Here is a 24,596-nt window from a genome sequence, read left to right as displayed (position 1 = left end):
AACCGACTGCACCGGTACCATCTGGGCATGAATCGCACCGCAGTGGTCACCGGAGCTTCGTCGGGCATCGGAAGGGCCGTCGCGTCGGCGCTGGTCGCCCGCGGCTACCGAGTTATCGGCACTTCTCGGAATCCGGATTCGATGACCTCCGATCAACGGGCAGCAGGCGTCGAGTATCGAGCTCTGGACCTGACCGACACCACGTCGATCGGCGCATTCGTTGCCGAGCTGGGCGCCGTCGATGTTCTGGTCAACAATGCCGGAGAGAGCCAGTCCGGGCCCTTCGAGGAACTGCCGACCGACGCCATCGAGCGATTGTTCCAATTTAACGTGTTCGGCGCAGTGACGCTGTCGCAGAACGTGATTCCCGGCATGCGTGAGCGCGGGTACGGCCGCATCGTCATGGTCGGGTCGATGCTGGCGAGCTTTCCGCTCGCCTACCGCTCCTCGTACGCGTCGACGAAAGCAGCCATCAAGGGCTTCTCCGACGCAGCGCGGCTGGAACTCTCTCCGTTCGGCGTGTGGATGACCACCGTGGAGCCGGGATCGATCAACACCGGAATCAGCGAACGCCGCACCAAGTACATCGCAGCGGATTCGGTCCACCGTGACGACTTCCACACAGCGATCTCGTCACTGGATCGTAAGGAAGGAACCGGAATCTCCGCCGAGGACGTCGCCGAAGTAGTACTGAAGGCCATCGAGGCCGACAAGCCGAAACCCTTGTACGCCAGAGGAAGCAACGCACCGGTCGTGTTTCTGGCGCGACGGTTGCTGCCGGCGACATTCATGGAGAAGACGATCGCGAAGATGTTCGGGCTGAAGAGATAGTTTGAACCCCTGACCTGGTGGAATACAGCCGGGTGATAGAAACTCTGGGCCTGGTCCTGGCTGCTACGGGTCTGATCGTCGCCGCGCAGGTGATCTCGAAGAAGACGGCGCTGCCCGCGGCAGCGTTGTTGACCTTGGCCGGCCTGGCCGTCTCGGCGTCGGCGTTGCCCGACATCGTTCTCGACCCCGAAGTCGTGCTGACTCTGGTGATTCCGCCGCTGCTCTACAGCGCCGCGCTGAACTCCTCGTTGATCGCGATCCGCCGCAACGTCTGGACGATCCTGAGTCTGTCGGTCGCCCTCGTGGTGGCGACCGCTGCCCTCGTGGGCGTCGGCATGTGGTTGCTCGTTCCGGGCATCACCCTGGCCGCCGGTATGGCGCTCGGTGCCGCGGTTGCGCCGCCGGACCCGGTCGCCGCCCTTGCGGTAGGTCGTCGCGCCGGTATCCCACCGAAACTCGTCACCCTCATCGAAGGTGAGGGACTGCTGAACGACGCGACGGCGCTGACGATGCTGACCGTCGCGATCGCCGCAATATCCAGTCAGGACATGACCTTCGTCCACGCGGGTGGGTTGTTCGTGTTGGCTGCGGCCGGCGGAATCGTCGTCGGATTGGTCGTCGCCCTGCTTATTCGCCTCGTACAGCGCTACGTTCACGATTCACTGCTGCTCAACATCGTGTCGCTGGCGACGCCGTTCGTGGCCTACCTGGCGGCAGAGGAAGTTCACGCCTCGGGTGTTCTCGCCGTGGTCGTCGCGGCTCTGGTGATCGGGCACCACACCCGCCACGCCATCTCCGGGGCCAGCCGACTGCAGACCAGCGCTGTGTGGCGACTGATCGATCTGCTGCTGGAGGGATTCGTTTTTCTGCTCATCGGTGAGCAACTGCCCACCGTGGTCGGCGGCCTCTCGGCCTACTCGGGAACGACCATCGCTCTCGCGGTCACGGTCACTCTGGCCGGCGTGCTCCTGCTGCGTCCGCTGTGGTTGCTCACGACCGGGCTGTCCCCACGCGAGGCGGTGGTGATGAGCTGGGCCGGCACCCGCGGCGTCATCACCGTCGCCGCGGTGTTCACGCTCCCTCTGACGATCGACTCGGGCGAGCCGTTCGAGAGCCGAGACCTGTTGCTGTTCTGCGCATTTCTCGTCGTGCTGGTGACGGTCCTTGGACAGGGCCTCACGTTCGCTCCACTGGTCCGCAAGCTGAACGTCGTCGCGGACCCCGCCGCAGAGGCGCGTCTGCGAAACGAAGCACGTGAGGGATCGGCCAAAGCTGCACTGTCACAGCTCGATCGCATCGCCGACGAAGAGAACCTCGACGACGAGGGCCGGGAGATCCTGCGGAGCGAGCTCGAGCATCGCATCGACCGCTACCACCGTCGACTCGATCATCTCGACGAGACGGACGTCGGCGACGCGGTCATCTCACCGGAACAGATTGCCGCGATGAGTACGCGCCGCCGAATCCTCGATGTGGAGCGAGAAGAGTTGCTCTGCTGGCGCGATGCCGGCCGGCTACCGGACAACAGCATGCGCAGCCTCGAACACGAACTCGACCACGAGGAGCATTCGTTCCGCCCACACCGAGAGACCGATTAACCGGCGATCGCGGCGTGCATCTCCCAGACGATCACTTCGGCGCCACTGGCAGTGCTCAGTTTCTGACCGCCACCTCCGCTGACGCGCACGGCGTCGCCCTGCGCGAGGGGTCCGACTCCCTCGAGCATCGCCTCACCCTCGGCCACGAAGATGTGCACGAACGGTGCGTCGGGGATCTCCACCGGAGCCTGCCCGGGCTGTAGGCGCGCCACGTGCATGGCGGCGTACTTGTTCTTGATGCGGATGGCTGCGTGATCAGCATGGTCGGGCATGCCGGAGGCCACGGGAACCAAACCACCGCTGAGCAATTCGTTGTCGATCTCGAGCTGTTCGTACCCGGGCGTGATGCCCTGCTCGTCGGGCACGACCCACATCTGGACGAAGCGAACCGGATCGCCGTGCTTACCCGCATACGAGCCGGCAGTATCGCCGAGTCGCCACGAATCGTTCTTCTCCGAGTGCAGAATTCCAGTGCCCGCGCTCATGCGTTGCGCGAGGCCGGGGTAGATGACGCCGGAATGACCCATCGAGTCCTGGTGCACCAGCGATCCCTGCAGAACCCAGGTGATGATCTCCATGTCGCGGTGCGGATGGGTATCGAATCCCATCCCCGGGGTGACGATGTCGTCGTTGTTGACCATGAGGACGCCGTGGTGGGTGTTACCGCGATCGAAGTGATTGCCGAACGAGAAGGAATGTTTGGAGTCGAGCCAGCCGATCTTGGTCTTGAATCGGTCGTCGGCGCGGCGGATGTCGAGTGTGGTTGCTGCAGAGGTCATGTCATTGCCTCGAATCTCGAAAGTAGGTTTGTTCTCAGAGAACGTGCGAGCCGTACATCTCACCGAGCGGATCGGCGATGAGTTCGAGCCGTGCGCCGTCGGGATCGCGGAAGTAGAGCGAGACCTCGCTGTGCTCGATCAATTCGATTCCCGCGTCGATCAGCTTGGTGCGCAGGTGCTCCCAGCGGGTGGGCTCGACACTGATGGCCACATGGTGCAGGCCGCCCAGCACCTCCGCGTACGGACCGACGTCGAGGCCCGGGAAGTCGAAGAAGGCCAACAGGTTGCTGTTGCCGATGTCGAAGAAGAAGTGGGAGGAGCCGGGGTAGTCGCGGTTCTCGATGAGCTCGGTCAGAGGGAACTCGAGCAGGTCTTGGTAGAACCGCACGGTCGCCTCGACATCGCTGCTGACCAATGCCGTGTGATGAAGTCCGCGGGCAGACGATGCCGGACGCTCGCCAGCAGGCTTCATGTACTGCTGACGGATGCGGTCCCGCTCTGTGGTGTGTGGATCTGTCTCGGTCATCGCTTCAGCCTCCGGTCAAGTAGTTGCTTCGTCAACTACCGAGAAGAGTACACCCGTTAGTTGCGTTGTCAACTAGCATGGGGGCATGGACTCACCACGGTGGCTCGGTGCCGACGAACAGCAGGCCTGGCGCGCATACCTCGATGCGACGCGGCTGCTGCTTCGCGACCTCGACAATCAACTCACACGCGACTCCGGGATCTCCTTCACCGACTTCGAGCTATTGGTCGTGCTGTCCGAAGCGCCCGACCGTCGCCGACGAATGAGCGAACTGGCCGACGCCGTCACCACGACTCGCAGCGGCGTCACCAGGGCCATCAGCCGACTGGTCGACAACGGCTGGGTCACGCGCGTCAAATGCGACGACGACAAGCGAGGAATGTCCGCCGAACTCACCGAAGCGGGCATGAACACCCTCGCCGCCGCCAGCCCGGGACACGTCGAAGCAGTGCGAGGGAAAATGTTCGATCTGGTGGACCCGAACGATCTCGCGGCTCTGACCCGGACTTTCACGGCGATGCGGAACCACGCATCGTGACCGTGACTCACATACGCGGTGCACAACGCCATCACTGGTGGAACGAGTGGCTCGACTCGAAGCAGTCGTTTCCCGCCACCGGCAATTACGACCTCGCGGCCAATGCGCACGGGCTACTGATGGTGCACAACGAGGACACGGTGTTCCCGGGCGAGGGGTTCGACTCCCATCAGCACGAGAACATGGAGATCGTCACGTGGGTGTTGGAGGGGACGCTGAAACATACTGATTCCGAGGGCAATTCGGGAATGGTCTACCCCGGTCTCGTTCAACGCATGAGTGCCGGAACCGGAATTCGCCACACCGAGACCAATGCGTCGAGCCGGACCAGCCGAGAAAAGCTGCGCGTGGTGCAGATGTGGATCCCACCCGACACCGATGGAACCGACCCCTCGTACGAAGAGCTGGACGTCCAGGACCAGCTGGCGAACGGCGAGCTGGTTCCGGTGGCGTCCGGCATGCCGGGCCGCGGCGGCGTTCGGATCGGCAACCGCTACGCGACGCTGCATGCCGCCCGACTCGCACCGGGGGAGTCCGTCACCGTCCCTGACGCGCCGTACGGTCACGTCTTCGTCGCCGACGGTTCCGCCGAGTTCGAGACCGTCGGAGACGTTGCCCAGGGCGACGCGGTCCGACTCACCGCCACCGGAGGTCACCGTGTGACAGCATCGACGGCGAGCGAGATCTTGATTTGGGAAATGCACGCCGGCTTCGCCTGACCGAGTTCTTCTGACACAGGGAGATTCACCATGCCAACCGTTGTCACCGACGATGCCGTCTCCCTGAACTATCTCGACGAGGGCACCGGCCCGGCCGTGGTTCTCGTCGCCGGCTTCTGCGCACCGGCGACCACCTGGATGTTGCAGCAGAAAGCGTTGGTGCGAGCCGGATACCGTGTTCTGGCCCTCGATCGACGGGGTCACGGCACCTCCGATGCACCGACACACGGAGCGTCGATGGAGCGGCACGGACGCGATATCGCGAATTTCCTCTCGGAGGTGGGCGTCGACGAAGCCGTCTTGATCGGAGGTTCCATGGGGGCCAACACCATTTGGTCGTACGTCTCGCAGTTCGGCACCGACCGCGTTCGAGCCATCGTGTCGGTGGATCAGACACCGAAGATGGCGAACAGCGACGATTGGTCGAACGGCTTCTACGGTCTGACCGACAGCAATCGAACGTCGTTCTTCGACAGCGGAATACCCGACACGGGCCACGGCCGACCGCAGTGGAAGTCGGTGCCTGCACTACTGAAACTCGCGTTTGCATTGCGCGCGATGCCGAAGATAGCATCACCCGACACGGCCCCGATGAAGGCGCTACTGGCCGATCATGCGGCGCAGGACTGGCGCGCAACCATGTCCGGTACCGATAGGCCGTACCTCATGATCGCCGGACGCGACAGCCAGTTCTGGCCTGCTGCACATGCTTCCGAGTCCGCGAAGCTCAATTCGGGTGGTCGATCTGTGGTCTTGGAGAACTGCGGTCACGCTGCCAACATGGACCGGCCGAAGGAGTTCAATGCAGCGATGCTGGAATTCCTCGACTCGATCGACTGAGGTTACGACTGCTCGCGCCCGTCCAGAGCCTCAGCACACGTAACAAGGCTGCGGTGCAACACTTCTCGCTCACTCTTGGACAGCGACGCAATCATGGCGTGTTCCACCGCAGCGACAGCGGCCGACGCTTGCCGCAGGCGCTCCCTGCCCAGGGTCGTCACGTACAGACGCTGGTCTCGACCTACCCCCTCGATCTCCACCAGGCCGCCGCGTGTGAGCCCGGCCAGCAGTTGATGGGTTGCCTGCCTGCTGACGAATACCGCGCGCGCGAGTTCGGCGTTGGACAGTCCCGGTTTGTGCGCGAGGAGTTCGAGGCTCGAGTACTGCGAGACGGTGATATCGAGATCGCGTAGGCACTCGTCCATCGCCGAACGCAGGGCGGACGTGGCCCGCTTGAGGGCGTAACCGATCGAGGTGTCGACATCCACTTGACTCATGTCAACATCTTGACATACGTTCATCTCGTCAAGAACTTGACGAACTACCGAAAGGACACGACATGACCGTTGCAACCGTTTCCGGACCGAGCTTCCTCTCCCTCCAGGTACGTGACCTCGCCGTCAGTGCAGACTTCTACGAATCGCAGCTGGGCCTCGTCCGCGCACCCCAGGCACCACCCGGCGCAGTGGTGTTCACCACCTCACCGATACCGTTCGCCGTCCGAAACCCCGCTCCCGAAACGGATCTCGACAGTGGTCAGCCGGGACTCGGAGTTGCCCTCTGGCTGGTGTGCGACGACGCCGAAGCGCTCCACGAAAATCTCGTCGCCGCCGGCGTGACGATCGTGACCGCCCCCTTCGACGGCCCCTTCGGAAAGACCTTCGTCCTACGTGACCCCGACGGATACGCCGTCACCGTGCACAGCAGTTAGCCCCGAAGTCATCGACAAATGTGGGACCCTGAGCGCGGATGCCACCTCCGACGCGTAGGGAACACGACCATCATCGAGCGCCTGAAGAACCGCCTCATCGAGTCGGCGAACGCACCTCGAAAAGCCTCGAAACCGCCCGGGCCGATCCTGCTGGTGTTCACCACGATCGCCGCCGTCACGTGGGTATGCGTGTCCAGGAACTGGTGGCCCTCGCCCTACGGACAGTTCGCCTGGTTCGATCCGCTCCTCGCCGGCGCGTCGTCGATCCTGGTGCTGCTGATCGTCGGGCTCATCTGGGCAATTCGCACCCTCCACGTCGTCGGCCAGGATCGAAGATGGTCGTGGTGGATAGCGTCGGCTCCGGTGGTGGTGGGCTTGGCAGCGGCTGTTCTGGTACTGCTGCCACCGGACAATATGCTGGACCATCGCGACGAATTCGAGGCCGTTGCGCGAGAATTGAGTGCACAGCCCTCGAGTAGCCGCGAACACATCGAGATCGGCCCGTTCGACATCAGCTCGGCACGCGCCACATCTGGCGGCGAGGTCTACTTCACCGAAGACGGCGGCTTCTCCCTCATGAGCGCCTCGGGCTGGGCGTATGCACCAGGTGGACCGCCCGCGGGATTCGACGACTTCACCGCCACGCACCTGGACGGTCCCTGGTACGAATTCTCGGCCATCTGGCGGGACTGATACCCCAACCGCAGACCCGAAAGAACTATTGCGAAATATTTCTTTCGGGTTATGGTTGTTGCATGAGCCCACCACCTCCGTCCCGGACGCCGCGCAAGCTGACAGACATGTCCGAGCTGAAAGCGCTGACGCATCCCATCCGGTTACGTCTGCTCTATGCACTCCGCGCCAACAAGTCGATGACGGCAACCCAGCTCGGCGATCTGGTGGACGAGTCACCCGCCTCGGTGAGTTATCACCTGCGCAAACTCGCCGAGCACGGGTTCGTGAAGGAGGTAGAGAACGGCTCGGACAAGCGCCAACGTTGGTGGTCGGAGGCCAATGAGGAGGGCTTCAGCTGGTCCGAGAACGACTTCTCCGACTCGCCCGAGTCACTGTCGGTCGCCAAGGCGTCCAAGGACTCCTGGTTGGCGCACCAGTGGTCTCGGTTGCGTGATTTCGACCGGACTTCCGAGTCGTGGGGCCAAGAGTGGGTATCGGCGGCCTTCAGCTCCGACGACGTCCTGCGGCTCACCGCCGAGGAGACGAAGAAGATGGGCACGGAGATGCGTGCCGTCATCGACAAATGGCGTCGACACGGCGAGAACGCGACCTCGGGGGAGCGTGAACACGTGATGGTGCTGATGCATGGATTCCCCACTACACCTTAGGAGTTGGCATGTATCCGTTCGATCCGCACACGTACCTCCTCTTGGCCGAGCAAGATCGCGATCGGCATGTGCTTCTGGCCGAGCGGCGCAGACTCGCTGCTGCGCAGAAGCGCCTCCGCCGAGATGAACTCCGCGTTCAGAAGGCGTGGGACGAGTTGACCGCATCGCTCGCCGATGTCTCCCTGTCCGAGCGACGGGTCCTCGAGCTGGCTCGTCGGTGACGAAAGCTGTTCAAAGCAGTCGCTTTTCCAGCCATACCTCGGCATACGGCTCGGCGTTGAATGCCGGCACCTCCCGATAGCCGAGCTTGGAGTACAGGCCCCGGGCCTCGACGAGGTCCGCTCGCGTATCCAATCGCATTGTCTTGCGGCGCGATTGGCGGACCGATTCCTCGACGAACTCGACGACCGACGCCCCGACGCCGTTTCCACGGGCACGCGCGTCGACGAAAACCCGGGTCAGTTCTGCGATGTCGTCGGAGACGAAGCGAGCACCACCGCAACCGACCAGCGTCGCGCCCAGGTATGCGACCACGAACAGGCCCGAATCACCCACGAGATCGTCACTCGGCTCGTCGACCATGACTCGTCGTACTTCCTCGTCCGACGCCTCGCGGCCGTAGAAGCGTCCGACGATATCGACGTTGTAGCGAAACAGGATGTCGAGCGCCGGCTCCGAGGAGGGATGAACGACGGCGAACGTCGCCGATACAGGCACTACTTCGCGGCGGCCCGTTTGGCGAGCACCTTCGAGATCCCGAGCTGCGCAACGACGATGATGCAGCCGACGATCGCACCGATGACTGCCGACGCGAGAGTGTTGACAATCCACGCCAGCACTCCGCCGACACCCGCGACCCCACGCACCGCATCCTCACCGTGGTGCACCAGCTCGTAGATAGGGTGAAAACCGAGCTCGTCGATGCCCACGAGAAGGATGTGCCCACCGACCCACAGCATGGCTGCGGTGCCGACGACCGATAGCACTGCCATCACCTTCGGCATGCCCTTGACCAGTCCGCGGCCGAACTTCTCGACGAACCCGGATGAGCCCTCGGCCAGCTTCAGACCGATGTCGTCCATTTTGACGATGAGTGCGACGACGCCGTAGACGACGATGGTGATGACCACCGCGACGACCGCCAAGATGATGAGGCGACTCCAGAAGCCCTCGCTCGCAATGGTGTCGAGAGCGATGACCATGATCTCGGCGGAGAGAATCAGGTCGGTCCGAACGGCACCGGACACCACGCTGTCCTCGTCCCGCGGCTCGTCCTCTGCCTCGGCGTGATGATCGCCGTGACCGAACAGTGCTCCCCAGATCTTGTGCGCTGCCTCGTAGCTGAGGTAGCAGCCACCGAGCATCAGAATGGGCGTCAGCAGCCATGGGAGGAACTGGCTGAGCAGCAGGGCGATCGGCAGAATGATCAGCAGCTTGTTGCGAAGCGAGCCGACGGCGATGCGCTTGATGATCGGGAGTTCCCGCTCGGCAGCAAGGCCGCGAACGTACTGCGGGGTCACCGCTGCGTCGTCGATCACGACACCGGCGGCCTTGGCCGTCGCTTTGCCGGTAGCGGCTCCCACGTCGTCGATCGATGCTGCCGCCAGCCGTGCCAGCGCGGCCACGTCGTCGAGCAGGGCTACCAGTCCGCCGGCCATCAGTGATCTCCGAGTGAAGACGAATGCACGATCAGGCTCCTAGGGCTGAGTACGACGCCGAAATCCGGCAATCCACGTGCTCGAACCATACCGCCAGTAGCTCGCTGCGGACCACACATCGGAGTGGGATGTATGGTTTCCTATACGTATAGCGAGCTATACCAACGAACGGAGCATTCAGGTGAGACTCAGATGGATATCGGTCGCCGCTGTCGGCCTGGCCACTGCATCGGCGACGGCACTGCTCGCCTGGCTCGTGTCACCCATCGCGCCAGGGGTTTCCGCGCTGGTGTTCGGCGTCACCGCGCTGCCCTTCGGCGCGATGCTGGGCTGGATACTGTTCGTCGCGCCGGTCACTGCCGACCAGACCTACACCTCGGGCGACAGCATCGAAAGCCATTGGACGACATCCGCGTCCAGCGGTACAGCCACCGATCTGGTGACCGTACTGGGTCTGACTCTTGCGGTGGTGTCCATCGCAAGAGTCGATCCCCCGGCCACGCTGCTTCTGACGGGCTTGCTGCTGGCTGCGTTCGCATCGTTCACTGCGCGGTACGCGTTCGCGCGCTACCGGGCCCTGTCCGAGTGAAGAACGATGTTCGACGTCGTCGCACCGAGAAGGGGTGGTCTCAGAGCGAATTGGCCGAGCGCATCGACGTCACCCGACTGACGATCATCTCGATCGAGAAGGAGCGGTTCGACCCGAGCCTGCCCGTCGCCTTTCGCCTTGCCGCAGCTTTCGACTGCACGATCGAGGACCTGTTCGAGCCCGATAAGAATTGAGCACTACTGCGAGTACGAACTCATGAAGTTACCGAGCCGCTCGAGTGCAGTCGAGAGATCGTCCACGTTGGGCAGAGTGACGAGCCGGAAGTGGTCGGGCACATCCCAATTGAACGCTCGACCGTGACTGACCAGGATTTTCTCGGATTCGAGCAGGTCGAGGACGAACTTCTCGTCGTCGACGATGCCGAAACGGTCGGTGTCAAGCTTGGGGAACATGTACAGCGCGCCCGCAGCCTGCACACAGCTGATCCCGTCGATGGAGTTCAGCATTCGATGCGCCAGATCCCGCTGTGCGGTCAACCGACCCGTCGGCAGCAGAAGGTCCTCGATCGATTGACGGCCGCCGAGCGCCGTCTGTATTGCATGTTGTGCAGGCACATTCGCGCACATGCGCATGTTGGACAGCAACGTGATGCCCTCGATGAAGCTCGCCGCACGGCGTCGTGGACCGGTGATCGCCAGCCATCCGGCACGGAATCCACACACTCGGTAGGCCTTCGACAACCCCGAATAGGTCAGGCACAGCACATCTTTGCCGGTGAGAGTTGCGAGATTGGTCATCTCGGAACCGTCGTACACGATCTTCTCGTAGATCTCGTCGGCGAGCAGAATCAGATCGTGCTCGCGCGCGAGGTCGACGAAACGCTGCAGAACGTCGCGTGAGTACACCGCACCAGTGGGGTTGTTGGGATTGATCACGACGATGGCCCGGGTACGCGTGGTGATCTTCGATTCCAGATCCTCGAAGTCCGGAGCCCAGTCCTGAGTCTCGTCTGCCAAGTAGTGGACCGGTGTGCCTCCGGCGAGAGCCACCGAGCCCGTCCACAGCGGGTAGTCGGGGGAGGGGATCAGCACCTCGTCCTCGGGGTTGCACAGCGCCTGCATCGTCATGGTGATCAGCTCGGAGACCCCGTTGCCCAGGTAGACGTCGCCGACGTCGAGGTCGCTCAGGCCCTTGGTCTGGTAGTACTGCACCACCGCGGTGCGCGCCGAGAACAGGCCCCGCGAGTCGGAATATCCCTGCGCGGTAGGCAGATTGCGAATCATCGCCATCATGATCTCGTCGGGTGCCTCGAAACCGAACGGGGCCGGGTTGCCCACGTTGAGGCGCAGGATCTTGTGCCCCTGCTCCTCGAGTTCCTCGGTCTTGTCCAGGATGCGGCCACGAATGTCGTAGCGAACATTCTCGAGCTTGCGTGCCTGATCGATCGATCGCGTCATGACGAAAGTTCCTCCTGTCGAACGGACGGCGACATCCGAGTTCGGACCGCCACTGTTGCACATACGATGACCGCTGCTCCACCCACGACCACCGGCCACGTCAGTCCCTCGTGGAGCAGGATCGCGGCCCAGCAGATCGTCAGCACCGGCTGAACGAGCTGCACCTGGCTCACGCTCGACATCGGACCGATGGCCAACCCCCGATACCAGGCGAAGAACCCCAGGTACATACTCACGACGGCCAGATAGGCGAACGCAGCCCACTCCGAGACACCTCCGCTCGTGGGTTGATGCCACCACGCGAACGCCGTCATCGCTCCGGTCACCGGAACGGAGACGACAAGCGCCCACGAGACCGTCTGCCACGCTCCCAGTTCACGCGCAAGCAGCCCGCCCTCCGCGTATCCCATCGCGGCCGCCACGACGGCTCCGAGGAGAAGCAGATCCGACCACGCCAGTCCGGCGACCTCGCCGCCCTGCACGGCCGCGAATCCGACAGCGACCGCAGCACCCATGGCCGCAACCAACCAGAACATCGGCCGGACGCGTTGCCGCTCGCGGACGACGGCGAAGGCCGCGGTCGCCGCCGGCAGAAGCGCGATGACGACGGCACTGTGGCCGGCGGAGGCGGTGGTCAGAGCGAACGACGTGAGCACGGGGAAACCGATGACGACCCCGGCCGCGATGACACCCAGTCGAACCCATTGCCGTCCGCGTGGCAACCGTTGCGAGGTCAGGGCCAGGGCGGCAGCAGCGAGAGCCGCGGCGACGACGGCGCGTCCGGACCCGACGAACAGCGGCGACAGGCCACCGGTCACGGCGATCCGAGTCAGTGGCACGGTGAACGAGAACGCCGTGACACCCAACAGTCCCCACAAGAGGCCGGCTCGGGATAGCAGTCCCGGCGCGAGCTGGGTAGCGCTACTATGCTGTGTCATGTCCGACGATAGCAGTTCCCGGATCGTGTCCGCACTGCGAACCTGGATCGCAACCGCCCCGCCCGAGGCGAAGCTGCCATCCACTCGGGCGCTGGTGGCCCAGCATTCGGCCAGCCCCGTGACGGTGCAGAAAGCACTGCGCACGCTCATGTCGCAGGGTGTCATCGAAACACGGCCTGGCGTCGGAACATTCGTCAAGACCGTGCACACGGCCCGCCCGAACGACTACGGGTGGCAGACTGCCGCGCTCGGTGCACCCGGAAACAGATTGCAACTCCCCGCCGCACTGCAGTCCACGTCGAGTGACGTGATCGCTCTGCATTCCGGTTACCCGGCCCGAGAGCTGTTGCCGGAGCGACTCGTTCACGCTGCTTTCACCCGAGCTTCACGCACCGACGCAGTGGTTGCCCGGCCACCGACCGCAGGTCTGCCCGAGCTTCGAGCTTGGTTCGCCGCGGAACTCGGCGCTTCCACCCCGCTGGGCGTCACGCCGCCCTCGGCCAGCGACGTGGTCATCATCCCGGGCAGCCAGACCGGCCTGAGCACGGCCTTTCGGGCGCTCGTCGGTGCGGGACGCCCACTTCTCATGGAATCACCGACGTACTGGGGAGCGATTCTGGCGGCAACGCAGGCAGGCGTTCGCGTGGTCCCGGTCCCCACCGGGGTCGACGGACCCGACCCGGACGCGCTGGAGCAGGCATTCGCCGAGTCCGGCGCGCGGGCGTTCTACGCTCAACCGACCTTCGCCAGCCCCACTGGAGCGCAGTGGTCTCCGGACCTGTCCGAACGTGTGCTCGACATCGTTCGACGACACGGCGCGTTCCTGATCGAGGACGACTCCGCCCACGATTTCGGGATCACCGCCGAACCCAGCCCATTGGCCGCACGAGACGACGGCGGACATGTGGTGTACCTGCGTTCGCTGACCAAGGTCGTATCACCGTCGATTCGATTGGCAGGCTTGATCGCTCGTGGCCCGGCCCACGAACGTATCCTCGCCGACACGGGAGCCGAATCGATGTACGTCAGCGGCATCCTGCAAACCGTCGCTCTCGATGTCGTCACTCAACCCGCCTGGCGCACACACCTACGACGCCTACGCACGCTACTCGAAGCTCGTCGAGACCTATTGGCCCACAGCCTGATCGAGTTCGCTCCTCGCGGTCATCTCGATCGGATACCCCGGGGCGGACTCAATCTGTGGATGCGCCTGCGTGACGACATCGACCTGGAAGACGTTGTGCACAAATGCAAATTGGCGGGTGTCATCGTCGGTGCGGGAGACGATTACTTCCCGGCCGAACCCACCGGCAAGTTCCTGCGGTTGAACTACGCGGGCTCGAACGCCGGTGAGTTCCCGGATGCGGCACGCACGATCGGATCGGTCATCTGAGACTGTTCGACGCTTCGACGGCGAACGTCGAGGTGCGGCCCCATACGAACCAGACCAGAGGCCCGAGAAACGGAAACGCGAGCACGACGAAGATCCACACCGCACGGCCTGCGACACTGTAATTGGGTGAGCGAAGGATGCTGACGAGCGCGGCGACGAACAGAACGACCGCGCCGAGCACTGCCACCAAGACGATGGTTCCCAGCCCGAACCCGAGTACCTGCTCGGTGGTCGAGTGTTGTTGTGAAAGTAGTACTGCGGCGTGCATGACGGTTCCTCTGCTGTGCTTGTTCTTCGCTGTTTCGTTGACGACCACAACGCTATGGACCCGAACGTTCCTGCACATCGGTCTGCACGTGTATCTCGTCGTACATCGGACGATGTAGGCCTACCGCCGGAGTCGTCGCGCAGTTACCGTGGTGCGGACGTATACGACCTGGGGGGGGACTTGTGCAGACCGTCAAGAACGACTACACGACGTGGAGGGCCTTGGGGCCGGGTGGCTTACCGGCCAACGTCGGTGGGTGGTTGATCGCCACCGCGCTACGACCGTTGTCCAGACGTGATCTTATGACCGTCGCCGGCGCGTCGCGCGCAGGCCGGCACTGGCACCTCGAACCGCGCCGAGGACCACGTCCGACGATCGCCCCGTACCCGATTCCACATCGCCAGCTGACCGACCGTGCTACGCCCGTACTGACAGACAGGATCACCGGCGCAGTTGCTACCGAAGCGCGCACGAACAATCGATACCACCTGGCGCGCAGCCACTTCGAGAGGCGAGGGGACGCGCTGTATCTGACGGATGTCACCGCTGCTGCACCGTGGATTTCGCGAACCAACGGCGAGATACTCCACGTCCACGAGACCGAAGGATCGATGCACGTCGTCATGCAGCCCGACGATGCTCAAACCGTCATCTCCGCGGGCTGGGGTGAGCTACACCCCCTCGCCGGACGCCCTGGCCTCGGACTTCCCGAAACCTACGTCTTCCTCTACGCACCGAGAGACTCCGACGACGCAGATCGAATCGAACAGATCATCCATCGCGCAACAGCTACTTCGACGATATGACCCTGCGCTCCAGGGGGTTCGCCTTCATCGCCGGGTACATTCCTGAGCGCCACAAGGTCGCAGCCGTCGACTGCGGTCTCCTTCTCGATTCGATCTTCATCCTGGATGCGAAGTCTGCAGCGAAACCTTCTCGCGTATAGCTGGATTCGATGACATCCACGCAGTGCGGATCGAGGTCTCGAATCCGACGGCCACTGACGTCCAGGTGTGCCGCATCGTGCAGCAGGGCCGCCTCCGATCCCATCGGTGTCTCGACGTCCATGTGCCTGGCTACAGTCTCGTGGACGATCTGCGCCGTTCGGTCGTCGCCTTCGTGTCGGCGGACGAACTCTTCGGCTCTCCCGGCTCCGATCACCGCAAAACATCCAGCCACCGGGTTCTGTTCTGCGCCGAGAGCTATGTCGTGCAACAGGCACGCGACGTACAGCGCCTCCCGATCCGGCCGTAGACCGTCGATGACCGCAAACGCCGACGCGTACTGCCAGCACCGCACGCTGTGCATCAACATGGGCTCACTGAGGCACTCTCTGGCCTCCTCCAGTGCTTCCCGGCACAACCGTGAATCCGGAGCATCGACTGTGTGCCATGCGGAACCCGCCGAACGTCGCCGGGGACCGAGCACGGTACCGGGCAACATAGTGGGTTGTTCTCGCACAGCAGCTGCCATTATTCGCGCACGATGACCTGCGCTCAGCTCACCGGGTTTCATCGGGTGTTCCCTTCAGGTGGCGGAGCATATCCGCCCGCGTGATCGCGAGCATGGCGTCGAGCATGGATCGATCGACGATGCGTCGTTGATGCAGTGACACAGCACCGTTCATCGCCGCCCAGGCATTCAGAACCAGTGCACGGGGGAGGACGTCGGCACCGGCGTCCTCCACCGCACGCGTCACCGAATCAGTGAGTTCACCGAGCGCAGTGTCGATCTTTTCCTTCGCCTCACCGACCGACGCGGACTCGGACTTGTCCACATCCGTCAGCGCCAGCAGCCGCAACGCCAATGGATCGTCGCGGTGAAACGCGATGTAGCGATCGAGGAACTCGGCAACGACGTGCGCAGAATCGACCGCATCGGTGGGGGCAGTCATTTGCTCAGCGTGGCTCTGGGCGGTTCGCCACGCGAGAGCGGCGTAGATGTCCACCTTGCCGGCGGGGAAGTTTGCGTAGATCGAACTCACCGCCACATCGGCTGCGGTGGCCAGCATCTCGATCGTCGTTGCCCGATATCCGTGGCGTAGGAAGAGCGAACGAGCGCCGTCGAGCACCGCAGTGTGTGTTCGACGCTTCCGCTTGTCGGTGGGGGTATCCAAGACCACAAGCTTATCGTACTCTGATTCCGATATCGGAATCCAATTACGATAGAGGGGTAGCGATGACAGCCAACGAAGTACTGACACCGGACAGCGGCAGCGCCGCGATGACCATGTTTCTCCCGCAATCACCGTTCGTGCAGCAACTGGGCATCGAGCTGGTCGACATCGACGAGGGCACAGCTCGACTGCGGCTGCCGTACCGCGACGAGCTGTCCACCGTCGGCCAGATGCTGCACGGCGGCGTGATCGCCGGCTGTATCGATATCGGGATCATGACCGCAGCATGGGCCGGATCCGCAGTGCCCCAGAAGCTTCGGGGCGTCACGGTCTCCATGTCTGTGCAGTTCATGGAACCGGTATATGCCGAGGGCGTCGATATAGTCGGTACTCGGATACACGCGGGTCGGAGCCTGAAGACGTGTCGAGTCGACATCGTCGGGACCGAATCCGGCCGCCTCGTCGCAACCGGCACGGGAACCTACAAAGTCGGCTGAACTCTGGGCAGAGACCGCAGAACATGTGACGATCGATGAATGACACTCGATGACATCGTGAATCTGGTCGGCAGCTTCGACGGCACGTTGGCGCAGCTGCCTCGGGAGGGTGATGGGACTCCGGAACTCGCATGGGGCGATGTGTTCTTCTACTACTCGCCGGACGGAGCTGTTTCGTCGTCCACCCAGCCGTTCGCGACCATCGTGACGAAGAACTATCCGGGAGACGAGTTGTCCCGCCTGGACCGGCCCGACGCGTTCCGTGTCAATGTCATTGCAGGAAAGCAGGAGTTCGAGCGGCTATTGGGAGTGCCCCCACGCGAAGCAGCCCACGCACCCCAGGCCGATACCGACGACACCCTTGCCGCCCACCCTCAGTACGGCACTGCGGGCTGGTTGTCGGTGGTCAACCCGTCTTCGCAGACCGAATCGCAGATCGGGGAACTCCTCGAATCTGCGTACAGCGTCACCAAGGACAGGTACGAGCGCCGCCGACACTGATCACTCGAAGAAGTCGTCCATCGATCGGGATAGTCCTTCGATGTCGAGGCCGTTGGCTCGGTCGTGTTGGGCCACCGTTCCGTACTTCCTACGCTCTCCAGGCTCCACCCCGATCCCCAGCACCCGATGCCGGATGTCCGCCACCGCTCGATCGATCTGCGGCACAGAGGTTCCCGCGAGATAGGGCTCGACGATCATGATGTCCGGCGCAGTCAGCGTTTCTCGAAGAGTCGTACCGTCGAAGGGCCTGATCGTCGACGCGTGCAGCACGGTGACGTCACGTCCACGGGCCGCGGCCAGGACCCGGTCCGTCATCGGACCGACCGAGATCACAGTGCCCGAATTACCCTGTTGCAGAACGGTCATCGAACCTCCGGGTCGACCGTACGAGTGATCGTTCGAGACGCCGTCAAGCCTGATGTAAACGCGGTCGTCGGATGCAGCGGCACCGCGCAGCATCCATTCGACCTCGTCGACGTGCCCGGGCACGTGCACCGTCCACCCGTCCAGGGTGTCCAGCAGTGCGACATCGCGTTGGCCGAAGTGCGTCTCACCGCCTTGCGGCCACCCGTAGGAGCCGCCCGAGCTCACCAGGATCGCGCCGACATCCTGATGTCCCAGATCGAGTTTCACCTGCTCGAAGGGTCGCTCGATCAGAAACGGTGGAAAGGTGTGCACGATCGGACGCATTCCGGCGAGCGACATACCGCCTGCGACACCGATCATCGCCTGCTCTCGAATACCCACGTTGACCACACGCGATCGGATGTCAGGAGTGATGTGCGGTTCGAGATAGGCGGCGCCGATCTCGGCCAGTACCAGCACGACTCGCTCGTCCTGCACCAACAACTCCGGCAGCAGTCGGTAGAAGGACTCGCGTTGATCCGCGGTCCTCTTCATCGTCGACGTCATTCAGTTCTCCTTCTCCTCCACGTGGGCGACCACTACGTGAGGCCGGTCGCCGTGATCGATGCGAAACGCCCGCCGGAGCGCACTGTGGTCCCTCCCGTCGACGTCGGAGGTCGACCACCCCTCGACGGCGAAGCGCGACGCGATGCCGCCGGGCCAACCCAGACCAGCCGAATCGTTGTCGATCACCACGGTCGTCAGATTGGCCAGCTGCGATCGGCCGGCGAATTGGATGGCTTCCATGTTGCTGCCCTCGTCGAGCTCGGCGTCACCGATCAGTACGAACACCTGAGCCTGGCTTCGCTGAATCTGCAGCGCCACAGCAGTTCCGGCTGCCAGCGCCAGACCATGACCGAGTGATCCCGATCCGATGTCGACCCCGGGAATCAGCGTGCGGTCCGGATGATTGCCCAGCGGTGAGTGGTAGCTGCCGAACGACGCAAGCTCGTTCGGCGTCAGAAAGCCCCGTGCAGCGAGTACTGCGTAGTACGCCATCGGGCCGTGCCCCTTGGAGAGGTAGAACCTGTCGCGATCGGGATCGTCGGGCTGTGCCGCGTCGAGACGAAGAATGTCGGAGTACAGCACCCACAGCACGTCCAGCGTGGATGTGGCGCTCGCACCGTGCTTTTCGTCGCCGGTCATCAGCGTCATGAGTTGAGGCAACTCTTCGAAAGTCATCTGCATGGGACCACCCTGCAACCTCGAGTGCACTCGAGGTCAAGAGCGACGTACTACACCCAGCCGTCCGACGACCGTCCCGCGAAGTTCGCCAGGCGTTCCAACGGCCCTGCCTCGGAACGGGGTTCCACGATGGGCCCGAAGGGGACTCCTGGAATCCGACTCTCCGCCGGCAGCAGTGCTCGAAGTTCCACGGCGACCGGATCGACGAGAGCCGGGTCGGCGTGGGCCGGTTGTCCTGTCGCAACGGCAAGATCCCATCCGTGCACCAGTAACTCCCGCGCATATCCCCACACAGCCGATCGCCCCGGTACTTCACCCCACGGGACCGCGACCGGGGCATCGAGCAATGCATCGTCTGCCCACGCGGCACGGGCTTGCGTCACCGACGTGTCGAAGGATGCGGCGTCATGATCGGAGCACAAGGGCGACACAGAGTCCGGACTCCCGAGTTCGGCGATCGCAATCAGCCTTCGGACCGTCGCAACGAGATGGCCTGCCAGCGTCCGGACATCGAACTCGTCGCACGGAGTGGGAAGGTCCAGTTGGTCGGCGCGCACGCCTGTGAGCAGACCGCTCACCCATGCGGCGGACGTGAAGTACACCTCGCGCGGATCCGTCTGCTGCGTGGTCTCGATGGTGTTCATTGTCGATCCTTCCGTTTCGCGGCCACCGGGTGTGGCCTGCTGGGTAGAAGTAGATCGGGTGAACATGACATCTTCTGTCATGTTTTGGTGAGAGACTTTTCGGGTGCGCGCAGACCGGTTGTTGTCCATCGTCATGCTGCTCCAACATCGGGGCAGACTGAACGCTGCCGACATCGCCGCCCAGCTCGAAGTATCCACGCGCACCGTGTTGCGCGACATCGAAGCGTTGTCTTCGACGGGCATTCCGGTCTACACCGATCGCGGTCGCGGTGGTGGCATCAGTCTGCTGCAGGGCTATCGCACCGAGCTGACCGGTCTGACGGCCGCCGAGGCGACGGCATTGCTCGCTTCCGGCGCGGGACGCGTCGCCACCCCAGCGTTCGCAAGCGCCATGCGCAAGGTGATCGCAGCGATACCCGACGCTCACCGAGCGGCGGCAAACACTGCGTCACAACGAATCCTGGTCCGGCCCGACGGTTTCGCGTATCCCCACGAACCGGAAGAACATCTGGTGGAACTCCAACGGGTCGTCATAGACGGTGTGCGGATAAGAATCACGTATCGCGATCGCAGCGGTTCGATGAACGATCGAATTCTTGACCCCATCGGGCTCGTCTACGCCGGCGATCATTGGTACCTACTCGCCGGGCGTGAGGGCACCGAACGTGTCTACCGGGTATCGCGGATCGACGAACTGACCGTGCTCGACGAGCAGGCTCACCGCGCTTCCACCGTGGACCTGGAGGCCGCCTTCACCGCACACTGGAAGTCGTTCCGTGCGAGTTTGGTCGAGACCGAAATCACCTGCACAGTCGAGGAATCAGCGTGGCTTTCGTTGTCCAAGAACGTAGTACGAGTCATTGACGAGAAGATCCGGAACGACGGAAAGCGACTGGTAGTGATCGTGTTCTCCGGACACAATCACGCCCTCGGTGCACTGTGGAACTGCGGACCCGGCGTAGAAGTTCTGCAGCCCAAAGCATTTCGGGAGGAACTAGCTGCTCGGGCATTCGAGACCTACGAACTGTACAGGTGAGGAATCCAGCACGTCCGTATTCTCCTGACATGCCGATTTCACATCTCGCTGTCGCAGGGACATCCGTCGACTGCGTAGACCCAGGAGAACTTGCACAGTTCTACCTGGCGCTCCTTGGAGGCGAGGTGCTGTGGGACAACGACGACAGTGCCGCAGTACAAACGATGTCCGGTGTTCGCATCGTCGCGCAGAAAGTCGAGAATTATCGACCACCCGTCTGGCCCTCGGCGGCGATCGTGCACCTCGACTTGGACGCCGGCGGACGTCTCTCCGAAGCCGTCGCATACGCACTGGACTGCGGCGCGACGGAAGCGCTCGACCAGCCCGATCTCCGATGGAGGGTGCTGCTGGACCCGGCCGGTCATCCCTTCTGCATCACCACGGAGGTCTGGGACGACGGCGACGCTGACGCATTGTCCGAACAGGGCTGCGATGACACGATGGACCGATGAACGCCCGTCAGCGACCGTGGACTCGATATCTGTTGGTCATCTGGCTGACGTGCATCTCCTTCCTGGTCATTTCCGACGTGCTGACCGAGCCGTCCATCTGGACCTGGATCAAGCTGGCTCTACTGGCCATGGCCGTGCCCTGGTTCCTGTACCGGTATTGGCGTCCCGCGCCTGTCTGCACCGTACAAAAGATCATCCCCGAGTCCGTACCCGCCGAGGACGTCGACGCCGTTGTCGACGAACACGGGCGCACCGTCAAGGCCATTCGCTCGCTGCGTGAACTGCATCCCGGTCTCGGCTTGGGCGACGCGAAGAACCTGGTTCGACCTGAACTCTGACGAAGGAACGGGCGATGATGGACATGGACGGTACACACGTAGTTCGTGACCGGGACGGCTTCGACGAGGCCGCAACACTGCTGGTCGACTTCAATCGCGAATACGACGACCCTGCACCCGAACCGAATTGGCTTGCAACGCATCTCGATCGACTGGTGCAGTCCGGTGATACCAGCGTGCTGACGTTCGGGTCTCCCGCGATCGGGGTGGCGGTCCTTCGATTTCGCATCGGAACGTGGAGCTCGAACATCGAGGCTTACCTTCCCGAGTTCTACGTTCAGCCCAGCCAGCGCGGAAAGGGCTACGGCACGACGTTTCTCGACGACGTCATCGAGCACGTCCGCAGCCGTGGCGCGACCTACCTCGATCTGAACACCTCGGAGGACGACGAGGCAGCTCGACACGTGTACGAGAAGCGCGGATTCGACTGCCACGAGGGACGCGGAAGCGGCCCCAAGGCCCTGTACTACGAACTCGAACTCGAATGATCGGTTGTCGTAGAAGAAGTCCGAAACGTCCAGGAATCGCCACAGCCCGAGAAAACGAATACGATTGCCAATAACAGCGGTCCGGATCGATCCCGAGGAGTTCAATCATGGCGTTTCCGATCATCGTCGCGAAGGCAGTATCGACGGTCGTGACGGGTGCAGTCGGCGTCGCCGCATACAACGGTGCCAAGAAGCTGTACGAGAAGGCCCCCGTCCGCAAGGCTGCGGTATCGGCCACTGAGCTCGGTTTACGCGCAGCGCGCAAGGCCGAGGTTCACGCGGAATCGGCCCGACTGGCCGTGTCCGACGTCGTCGCCGAGGCCCGGGACCGGATAGGTGAAGAGGTTCCGCCGCCCACGGCCTCCGATGCAGGCCACGGCCACGCGCACTGACCGGGACTGCTTCCGATTATGACGACCCTCGCCCAACGCCCCCTCGACATCGACGCGACGCAGGCAGACGGCATCGAGATCCTCTCAGACGCCGCCGGCCGTATGCGCCTCCGCGTCGACTGGCTCCGCTCGAGCCCGGGCCGTGCCGTTGCGGTCGAGGACCACGTGGACAAGATCCGCGGAGTGCGCGCCGTTCATGCGTACCCGCGGACGGCGTCGGTCGTCATCTGGTACTCCCGCACACGAATCGACAGGGCCGAACTCTTCGACGCGGTGAATGCGGGGCGCTCGACGAATTGGGCCCTGGTACCGGTCCGTAGTCCGCGCTCAGCTGACGTCACCAGCGGCGACGTGCTGCGGATGACCATCGGCGGCGCGGCACTGGTCCTTCTCGGTCTTCGCCGCTACGCGTTCCGTCGGCCGCCCATCCTCGGCCCCACCAGCCGTCTCGTTGCCACCGGCGCAACGATCTTCACCGGCTACCCGTTCCTCAAGGGAGCCGTGCGCTCGCTGGCCGGCAACAGGACCGCAGGAACCGACGCACTCGTCAGCGCCGCAACCGTGGCCAGCCTCGTGCTGCGCGAGAACGTCGTCGCCCTCACCGTGCTGTGGCTCCTGAACATCGGCGAGTACCTGCAGGAATTGACCCTCAAGCGAACTCGACGCGCGATCTCCGATCTGCTGACCGGCACACAGGACACCGCCTGGATCAGGCTGCCCGACGGCTCCGAGATCTCCGTCGACGTCGATCGACTCGAGATCGGCGACGAGGTCGTCGTCCACGACCACGTGGGCGTTCCCGTCGACGGCACCGTGGTCGACGGTGACGCAGTGGTGGATCAGTCCGCGATCACCGGCGAGACCTTGCCGGTATCGATCGTCGCCGGAGACCGTATTCATGCGGGATCCGTCGTCGTCCGTGGCCGCCTCGTCGTGCGCGCATCCGCCGTCGGTCGCGACACCACGATCGGCCGCATCATTTCTCGCGTCGAGGAGGCACAGGAGGACCGTGCGCCGATTCAGACTGTGGGAGAGAACTTTTCACGACGCTTCGTCCCTGCGTCCTTCATCCTGTCGGCGCTGACCCTCGTCGTCACCCGCGATGTACGACGTGCCATGACGATGCTGCTCGTGGCGTGCCCGTGCGCGGTGGGGTTGTCCACGCCGACCGCCATCAGCGCAGCCATCGGAAACGGTGCTCGCAGAGGCATTCTCATCAAGGGCGGATCTCACCTCGAACAGGCCGGCAGGGTCGACGCCTTTGTGTTCGACAAGACCGGAACCCTGACGGTGGGACGCCCCGTGGTGACCAATGTCGTGTCGTTCCAGGATGATTGGGAACCGGAGCAGGTGCTGGCCTACGCAGCGAGTTCCGAGATCCACTCTCGACATCCTCTGGCAGAGGCAGTCATTCGGAGTACGGAGGAACGGCACATCGTCATCCCTCCGCACGAGGAGTGCGAGGTGATCGTCGGGCTCGGCATGCGGACGGTCGCAGACGGACGGACGCTGCTCCTGGGCAGTCCATCTCTCCTCCGCAGCGAGGACGTCGCGGTGTCCGAGGATGCGCAGCAATGGGTTTCGCGGCTGCAGGACGAGGCCGAGACTCCGCTGCTGTTGGCCGTCGACGGCGTACTCGTCGGCTTGATCAGTCTCCGCGACGAAGTCCGTACCAACGCATCCACCGTTCTGAACGCACTCCGTGCCGACGGTGTCGAACGCATCATCATGCTCACCGGCGACCACCCGAAGACGGCAGCGGCGGTCGCCGCGGAACTCGGTATCACCGAGTGGCGTGCCGAAGTGATGCCCGACGAAAAGCTCGAAGCCGTCCGAGAACTGCAGGACGCAGGCTACGTCGTGGCGATGGTCGGTGACGGCACCAACGATGCTCCTGCGTTGGCCGTCGCCGATATCGGAATCGCAATGGGATTGGCGGGCACCGACGTTGCCGTCGAGACCGCGGACGTGGCACTGGCAAGCGACGACTTGTCGCGTCTGCTCGACGTACGTGACCTCGGCCGGCACTCGGTGTCGGTCATCCGTCAGAACTACGGAATGTCCATCGCCGTCAACGCTCTCGGCTTGGCGGTCAGCGCCGGTGGTGCGCTGTCCCCGGTGCTGGCGGCAATCCTGCACAACGCCTCGTCGGTCGCGGTGGTCGGCAACAGTTCGCGATTGATCCGATACCGACTCTGATCAGTAGGTACCGAACGCCAGGGCGAGGTGTCCG

Annotated in this window: 34 protein-coding genes; 21 read left to right on the top strand and 13 right to left on the bottom strand. The window is 63.4% G+C overall.

The window, feature by feature from the left end; all coding sequences use genetic code 11:
* Positions 1 to 27 precede the first annotated feature (27 nt).
* Both VF34_RS14685 and VF34_RS14680 read left to right on the top strand, forming a co-directional pair.
* Complete coding sequence (locus VF34_RS14685) at positions 28 to 831, top strand: SDR family oxidoreductase (RefSeq protein ID WP_045841578.1); 804 nt, start codon at positions 28 to 30, stop codon at positions 829 to 831.
* A 32-nt stretch (positions 832 to 863) separates the two neighbouring features.
* Complete coding sequence (locus VF34_RS14680) at positions 864 to 2,429, top strand: Na+/H+ antiporter (RefSeq protein ID WP_045841719.1); 1,566 nt, start codon at positions 864 to 866, stop codon at positions 2,427 to 2,429.
* Here VF34_RS14680 and VF34_RS14675 read toward each other — a convergent pair.
* Both VF34_RS14675 and VF34_RS14670 read right to left on the bottom strand, forming a co-directional pair.
* The gene (locus tag VF34_RS14675) at positions 2,426 to 3,208 is read right to left on the bottom strand and encodes a pirin family protein (protein ID WP_045841577.1); all 783 of its coding nucleotides are present in this window, start codon (positions 3,206 to 3,208) and stop codon (positions 2,426 to 2,428) included. The genes VF34_RS14680 and VF34_RS14675 overlap by 4 nt on opposite strands.
* A 34-nt stretch (positions 3,209 to 3,242) precedes the next feature.
* Complete coding sequence (locus VF34_RS14670) at positions 3,243 to 3,734, bottom strand: VOC family protein (protein ID WP_032373460.1); 492 nt, start codon at positions 3,732 to 3,734, stop codon at positions 3,243 to 3,245.
* 85 nt (positions 3,735 to 3,819) lie between these two features.
* Here VF34_RS14670 and VF34_RS14665 point away from each other — a divergent pair, with 85 nt between their 5' ends.
* The 3 genes from VF34_RS14665 to VF34_RS14655 are packed head-to-tail and all read left to right on the top strand — an operon-like array spanning position 3,820 to position 5,831.
* Complete coding sequence (locus VF34_RS14665) at positions 3,820 to 4,272, top strand: MarR family winged helix-turn-helix transcriptional regulator (RefSeq protein WP_032373459.1); 453 nt, start codon at positions 3,820 to 3,822, stop codon at positions 4,270 to 4,272.
* Entirely contained in the window at positions 4,269 to 4,991 is a 723-nt protein-coding gene (locus VF34_RS14660; RefSeq protein WP_032373458.1) for a pirin family protein, read from the top strand. The genes VF34_RS14665 and VF34_RS14660 overlap by 4 nt, the downstream gene beginning before the upstream one ends.
* A gap of 30 nt (positions 4,992 to 5,021) precedes the next feature.
* On the top strand, positions 5,022 to 5,831 hold the full coding sequence (locus VF34_RS14655; protein ID WP_045841576.1) for an alpha/beta fold hydrolase: 810 nt from the start codon (positions 5,022 to 5,024) through the stop codon (positions 5,829 to 5,831).
* 2 nt (positions 5,832 to 5,833) lie between these two features.
* Here the strand turns inward: VF34_RS14655 and VF34_RS14650 are convergent, their stop codons facing one another.
* Entirely contained in the window at positions 5,834 to 6,268 is a 435-nt protein-coding gene (locus VF34_RS14650; protein WP_032373608.1) for a MarR family winged helix-turn-helix transcriptional regulator, read from the bottom strand.
* 62 nt (positions 6,269 to 6,330) lie between these two features.
* On the opposite strand from VF34_RS14650, the gene VF34_RS14645 reads away from it, so the two are divergent.
* The 4 genes from VF34_RS14645 (at position 6,331) to VF34_RS14630 (ending at position 8,266) form a co-directional block, all read left to right on the top strand.
* Positions 6,331 to 6,702 carry a VOC family protein gene (locus VF34_RS14645; RefSeq protein WP_032367695.1) on the top strand — a complete coding sequence of 124 codons (372 nt, stop codon included), beginning with the start codon at positions 6,331 to 6,333 and terminating at the stop codon, positions 6,700 to 6,702.
* An 18-nt stretch (positions 6,703 to 6,720) separates the two neighbouring features.
* Positions 6,721 to 7,395, top strand: a complete 675-nt coding sequence (locus VF34_RS14640; RefSeq protein WP_230593519.1) for a DUF1109 domain-containing protein — start codon at positions 6,721 to 6,723, stop codon at positions 7,393 to 7,395.
* Between the two features lie 62 nt (positions 7,396 to 7,457).
* Complete coding sequence (locus VF34_RS14635; protein ID WP_032373456.1) at positions 7,458 to 8,045, top strand: helix-turn-helix domain-containing protein; 588 nt, start codon at positions 7,458 to 7,460, stop codon at positions 8,043 to 8,045.
* A gap of 8 nt (positions 8,046 to 8,053) precedes the next feature.
* Positions 8,054 to 8,266, top strand: a complete 213-nt coding sequence (locus tag VF34_RS14630; RefSeq protein WP_032373455.1) for a hypothetical protein — start codon at positions 8,054 to 8,056, stop codon at positions 8,264 to 8,266.
* Between the two features lie 10 nt (positions 8,267 to 8,276).
* Here the strand turns inward: VF34_RS14630 and VF34_RS14625 are convergent, their stop codons facing one another.
* Together VF34_RS14625 and VF34_RS14620 are read right to left on the bottom strand one after the other, a co-directional pair.
* Positions 8,277 to 8,762 carry a GNAT family N-acetyltransferase gene (locus VF34_RS14625; protein ID WP_045841575.1) on the bottom strand — a complete coding sequence of 162 codons (486 nt, stop codon included), beginning with the start codon at positions 8,760 to 8,762 and terminating at the stop codon, positions 8,277 to 8,279.
* Complete coding sequence (locus VF34_RS14620) at positions 8,762 to 9,703, bottom strand: DUF808 domain-containing protein (RefSeq protein WP_032367693.1); 942 nt, start codon at positions 9,701 to 9,703, stop codon at positions 8,762 to 8,764. The genes VF34_RS14625 and VF34_RS14620 overlap by 1 nt, the downstream gene beginning before the upstream one ends.
* A gap of 181 nt (positions 9,704 to 9,884) precedes the next feature.
* Between VF34_RS14620 and VF34_RS14615 the strand changes: the two genes are divergently transcribed.
* Together VF34_RS14615 and VF34_RS14610 are read left to right on the top strand one after the other, a co-directional pair.
* On the top strand, positions 9,885 to 10,292 hold the full coding sequence (locus VF34_RS14615) for a hypothetical protein (protein ID WP_094621841.1): 408 nt from the start codon (positions 9,885 to 9,887) through the stop codon (positions 10,290 to 10,292).
* A complete protein-coding gene (locus VF34_RS14610; RefSeq protein ID WP_027495100.1) occupies positions 10,289 to 10,486 on the top strand; it encodes a helix-turn-helix transcriptional regulator in 198 nt (65 codons plus the stop codon). The genes VF34_RS14615 and VF34_RS14610 overlap by 4 nt, the downstream gene beginning before the upstream one ends.
* 3 nt (positions 10,487 to 10,489) lie before the next feature.
* Here VF34_RS14610 and VF34_RS14605 read toward each other — a convergent pair whose 3' ends face one another.
* Together VF34_RS14605 and VF34_RS14600 are read right to left on the bottom strand one after the other, a co-directional pair.
* Complete coding sequence (locus VF34_RS14605) at positions 10,490 to 11,710, bottom strand: pyridoxal phosphate-dependent aminotransferase (RefSeq protein WP_027495099.1); 1,221 nt, start codon at positions 11,708 to 11,710, stop codon at positions 10,490 to 10,492.
* Complete coding sequence (locus tag VF34_RS14600) at positions 11,707 to 12,648, bottom strand: DMT family transporter (RefSeq protein WP_045841574.1); 942 nt, start codon at positions 12,646 to 12,648, stop codon at positions 11,707 to 11,709. The genes VF34_RS14605 and VF34_RS14600 overlap by 4 nt, the downstream gene beginning before the upstream one ends.
* Here VF34_RS14600 and VF34_RS14595 point away from each other — a divergent pair.
* Positions 12,647 to 14,041, top strand: coding sequence for an aminotransferase-like domain-containing protein (locus VF34_RS14595; RefSeq protein WP_045841573.1), 1,395 nt, complete (start codon positions 12,647 to 12,649; stop codon positions 14,039 to 14,041). The two genes, VF34_RS14600 and VF34_RS14595, sit on opposite strands and share 2 nt — an antisense overlap.
* Here VF34_RS14595 and VF34_RS14590 read toward each other — a convergent pair.
* On the bottom strand, positions 14,034 to 14,309 hold the full coding sequence (locus VF34_RS14590; RefSeq protein ID WP_027495096.1) for a PLD nuclease N-terminal domain-containing protein: 276 nt from the start codon (positions 14,307 to 14,309) through the stop codon (positions 14,034 to 14,036). The genes VF34_RS14595 and VF34_RS14590 overlap by 8 nt on opposite strands.
* A 182-nt stretch (positions 14,310 to 14,491) precedes the next feature.
* Between VF34_RS14590 and VF34_RS24370 the strand changes: the two genes are divergently transcribed.
* The gene (locus VF34_RS24370) at positions 14,492 to 15,115 is read left to right on the top strand and encodes a luciferase domain-containing protein (RefSeq protein ID WP_156158525.1); all 624 of its coding nucleotides are present in this window, start codon (positions 14,492 to 14,494) and stop codon (positions 15,113 to 15,115) included.
* On the opposite strand, the gene VF34_RS24710 is transcribed toward VF34_RS24370, so the two are convergent.
* Entirely contained in the window at positions 15,099 to 15,623 is a 525-nt protein-coding gene (locus tag VF34_RS24710; RefSeq protein WP_157889867.1) for an HD domain-containing protein, read from the bottom strand. The genes VF34_RS24370 and VF34_RS24710 overlap by 17 nt on opposite strands.
* A 187-nt stretch (positions 15,624 to 15,810) precedes the next feature.
* Entirely contained in the window at positions 15,811 to 16,431 is a 621-nt protein-coding gene (locus VF34_RS14575; RefSeq protein WP_045841572.1) for a TetR/AcrR family transcriptional regulator, read from the bottom strand.
* Between the two features lie 56 nt (positions 16,432 to 16,487).
* Between VF34_RS14575 and VF34_RS14570 the strand changes: the two genes are divergently transcribed.
* Complete coding sequence (locus VF34_RS14570) at positions 16,488 to 16,922, top strand: PaaI family thioesterase (RefSeq protein ID WP_045841571.1); 435 nt, start codon at positions 16,488 to 16,490, stop codon at positions 16,920 to 16,922.
* A gap of 39 nt (positions 16,923 to 16,961) precedes the next feature.
* Positions 16,962 to 17,423, top strand: coding sequence for a DUF6194 family protein (locus VF34_RS14565; protein ID WP_045841570.1), 462 nt, complete (start codon positions 16,962 to 16,964; stop codon positions 17,421 to 17,423).
* Here the strand turns inward: VF34_RS14565 and VF34_RS14560 are convergent, their stop codons facing one another.
* From VF34_RS14560 to VF34_RS14550, 3 genes are read right to left on the bottom strand one after another with little or no spacing between them, the layout of a single operon-like run.
* Complete coding sequence (locus VF34_RS14560) at positions 17,424 to 18,335, bottom strand: transketolase family protein (RefSeq protein WP_045841569.1); 912 nt, start codon at positions 18,333 to 18,335, stop codon at positions 17,424 to 17,426.
* A complete protein-coding gene (locus tag VF34_RS14555) occupies positions 18,336 to 19,016 on the bottom strand; it encodes a thiamine pyrophosphate-dependent enzyme (protein ID WP_045841568.1) in 681 nt (226 codons plus the stop codon).
* Positions 19,017 to 19,063: 47 nt separating this feature from the next.
* Positions 19,064 to 19,657, bottom strand: coding sequence for a TIGR03086 family metal-binding protein (locus VF34_RS14550; RefSeq protein ID WP_045841567.1), 594 nt, complete (start codon positions 19,655 to 19,657; stop codon positions 19,064 to 19,066).
* A 103-nt stretch (positions 19,658 to 19,760) separates the two neighbouring features.
* Here VF34_RS14550 and VF34_RS14545 point away from each other — a divergent pair, with 103 nt between their 5' ends.
* The 6 genes from VF34_RS14545 to VF34_RS14520 all read left to right on the top strand — a co-directional run bounded on the left by VF34_RS14545 (position 19,761) and on the right by VF34_RS14520 (position 24,562).
* Positions 19,761 to 20,693, top strand: a complete 933-nt coding sequence (locus VF34_RS14545; protein WP_045841566.1) for a helix-turn-helix transcriptional regulator — start codon at positions 19,761 to 19,763, stop codon at positions 20,691 to 20,693.
* Positions 20,694 to 20,722: 29 nt separating this feature from the next.
* On the top strand, positions 20,723 to 21,145 hold the full coding sequence (locus tag VF34_RS14540) for a VOC family protein (protein ID WP_045841565.1): 423 nt from the start codon (positions 20,723 to 20,725) through the stop codon (positions 21,143 to 21,145).
* Positions 21,142 to 21,483: a hypothetical protein gene (locus VF34_RS14535; RefSeq protein ID WP_032389413.1), complete on the top strand. Its 342-nt coding sequence runs from the start codon at positions 21,142 to 21,144 to the stop codon at positions 21,481 to 21,483. Before VF34_RS14540 ends, VF34_RS14535 begins: the two co-directional genes overlap by 4 nt.
* Before the next feature lie 14 nt (positions 21,484 to 21,497).
* Positions 21,498 to 21,971, top strand: a complete 474-nt coding sequence (locus VF34_RS14530; protein WP_045841564.1) for a GNAT family N-acetyltransferase — start codon at positions 21,498 to 21,500, stop codon at positions 21,969 to 21,971.
* A gap of 107 nt (positions 21,972 to 22,078) precedes the next feature.
* Positions 22,079 to 22,363 (top strand): DUF1490 family protein, encoded by a 285-nt coding sequence (locus VF34_RS14525; protein ID WP_032373443.1) that lies wholly within the window; start codon positions 22,079 to 22,081, stop codon positions 22,361 to 22,363.
* Positions 22,364 to 22,381: 18 nt separating this feature from the next.
* Positions 22,382 to 24,562, top strand: coding sequence for a heavy metal translocating P-type ATPase (locus VF34_RS14520; RefSeq protein ID WP_045841563.1), 2,181 nt, complete (start codon positions 22,382 to 22,384; stop codon positions 24,560 to 24,562).
* Positions 24,563 to 24,596: the final 34 nt, after the last annotated feature.

The sequence above is a fragment of the Rhodococcus sp. PML026 genome, assembly GCF_000963615.1.
Classification (GTDB): domain Bacteria; phylum Actinomycetota; class Actinomycetes; order Mycobacteriales; family Mycobacteriaceae; genus Rhodococcoides; species Rhodococcoides fascians.
Note: the sequence above shows the minus strand (reverse complement) of the source record. Positions and strands in the feature narration are given on the sequence as shown.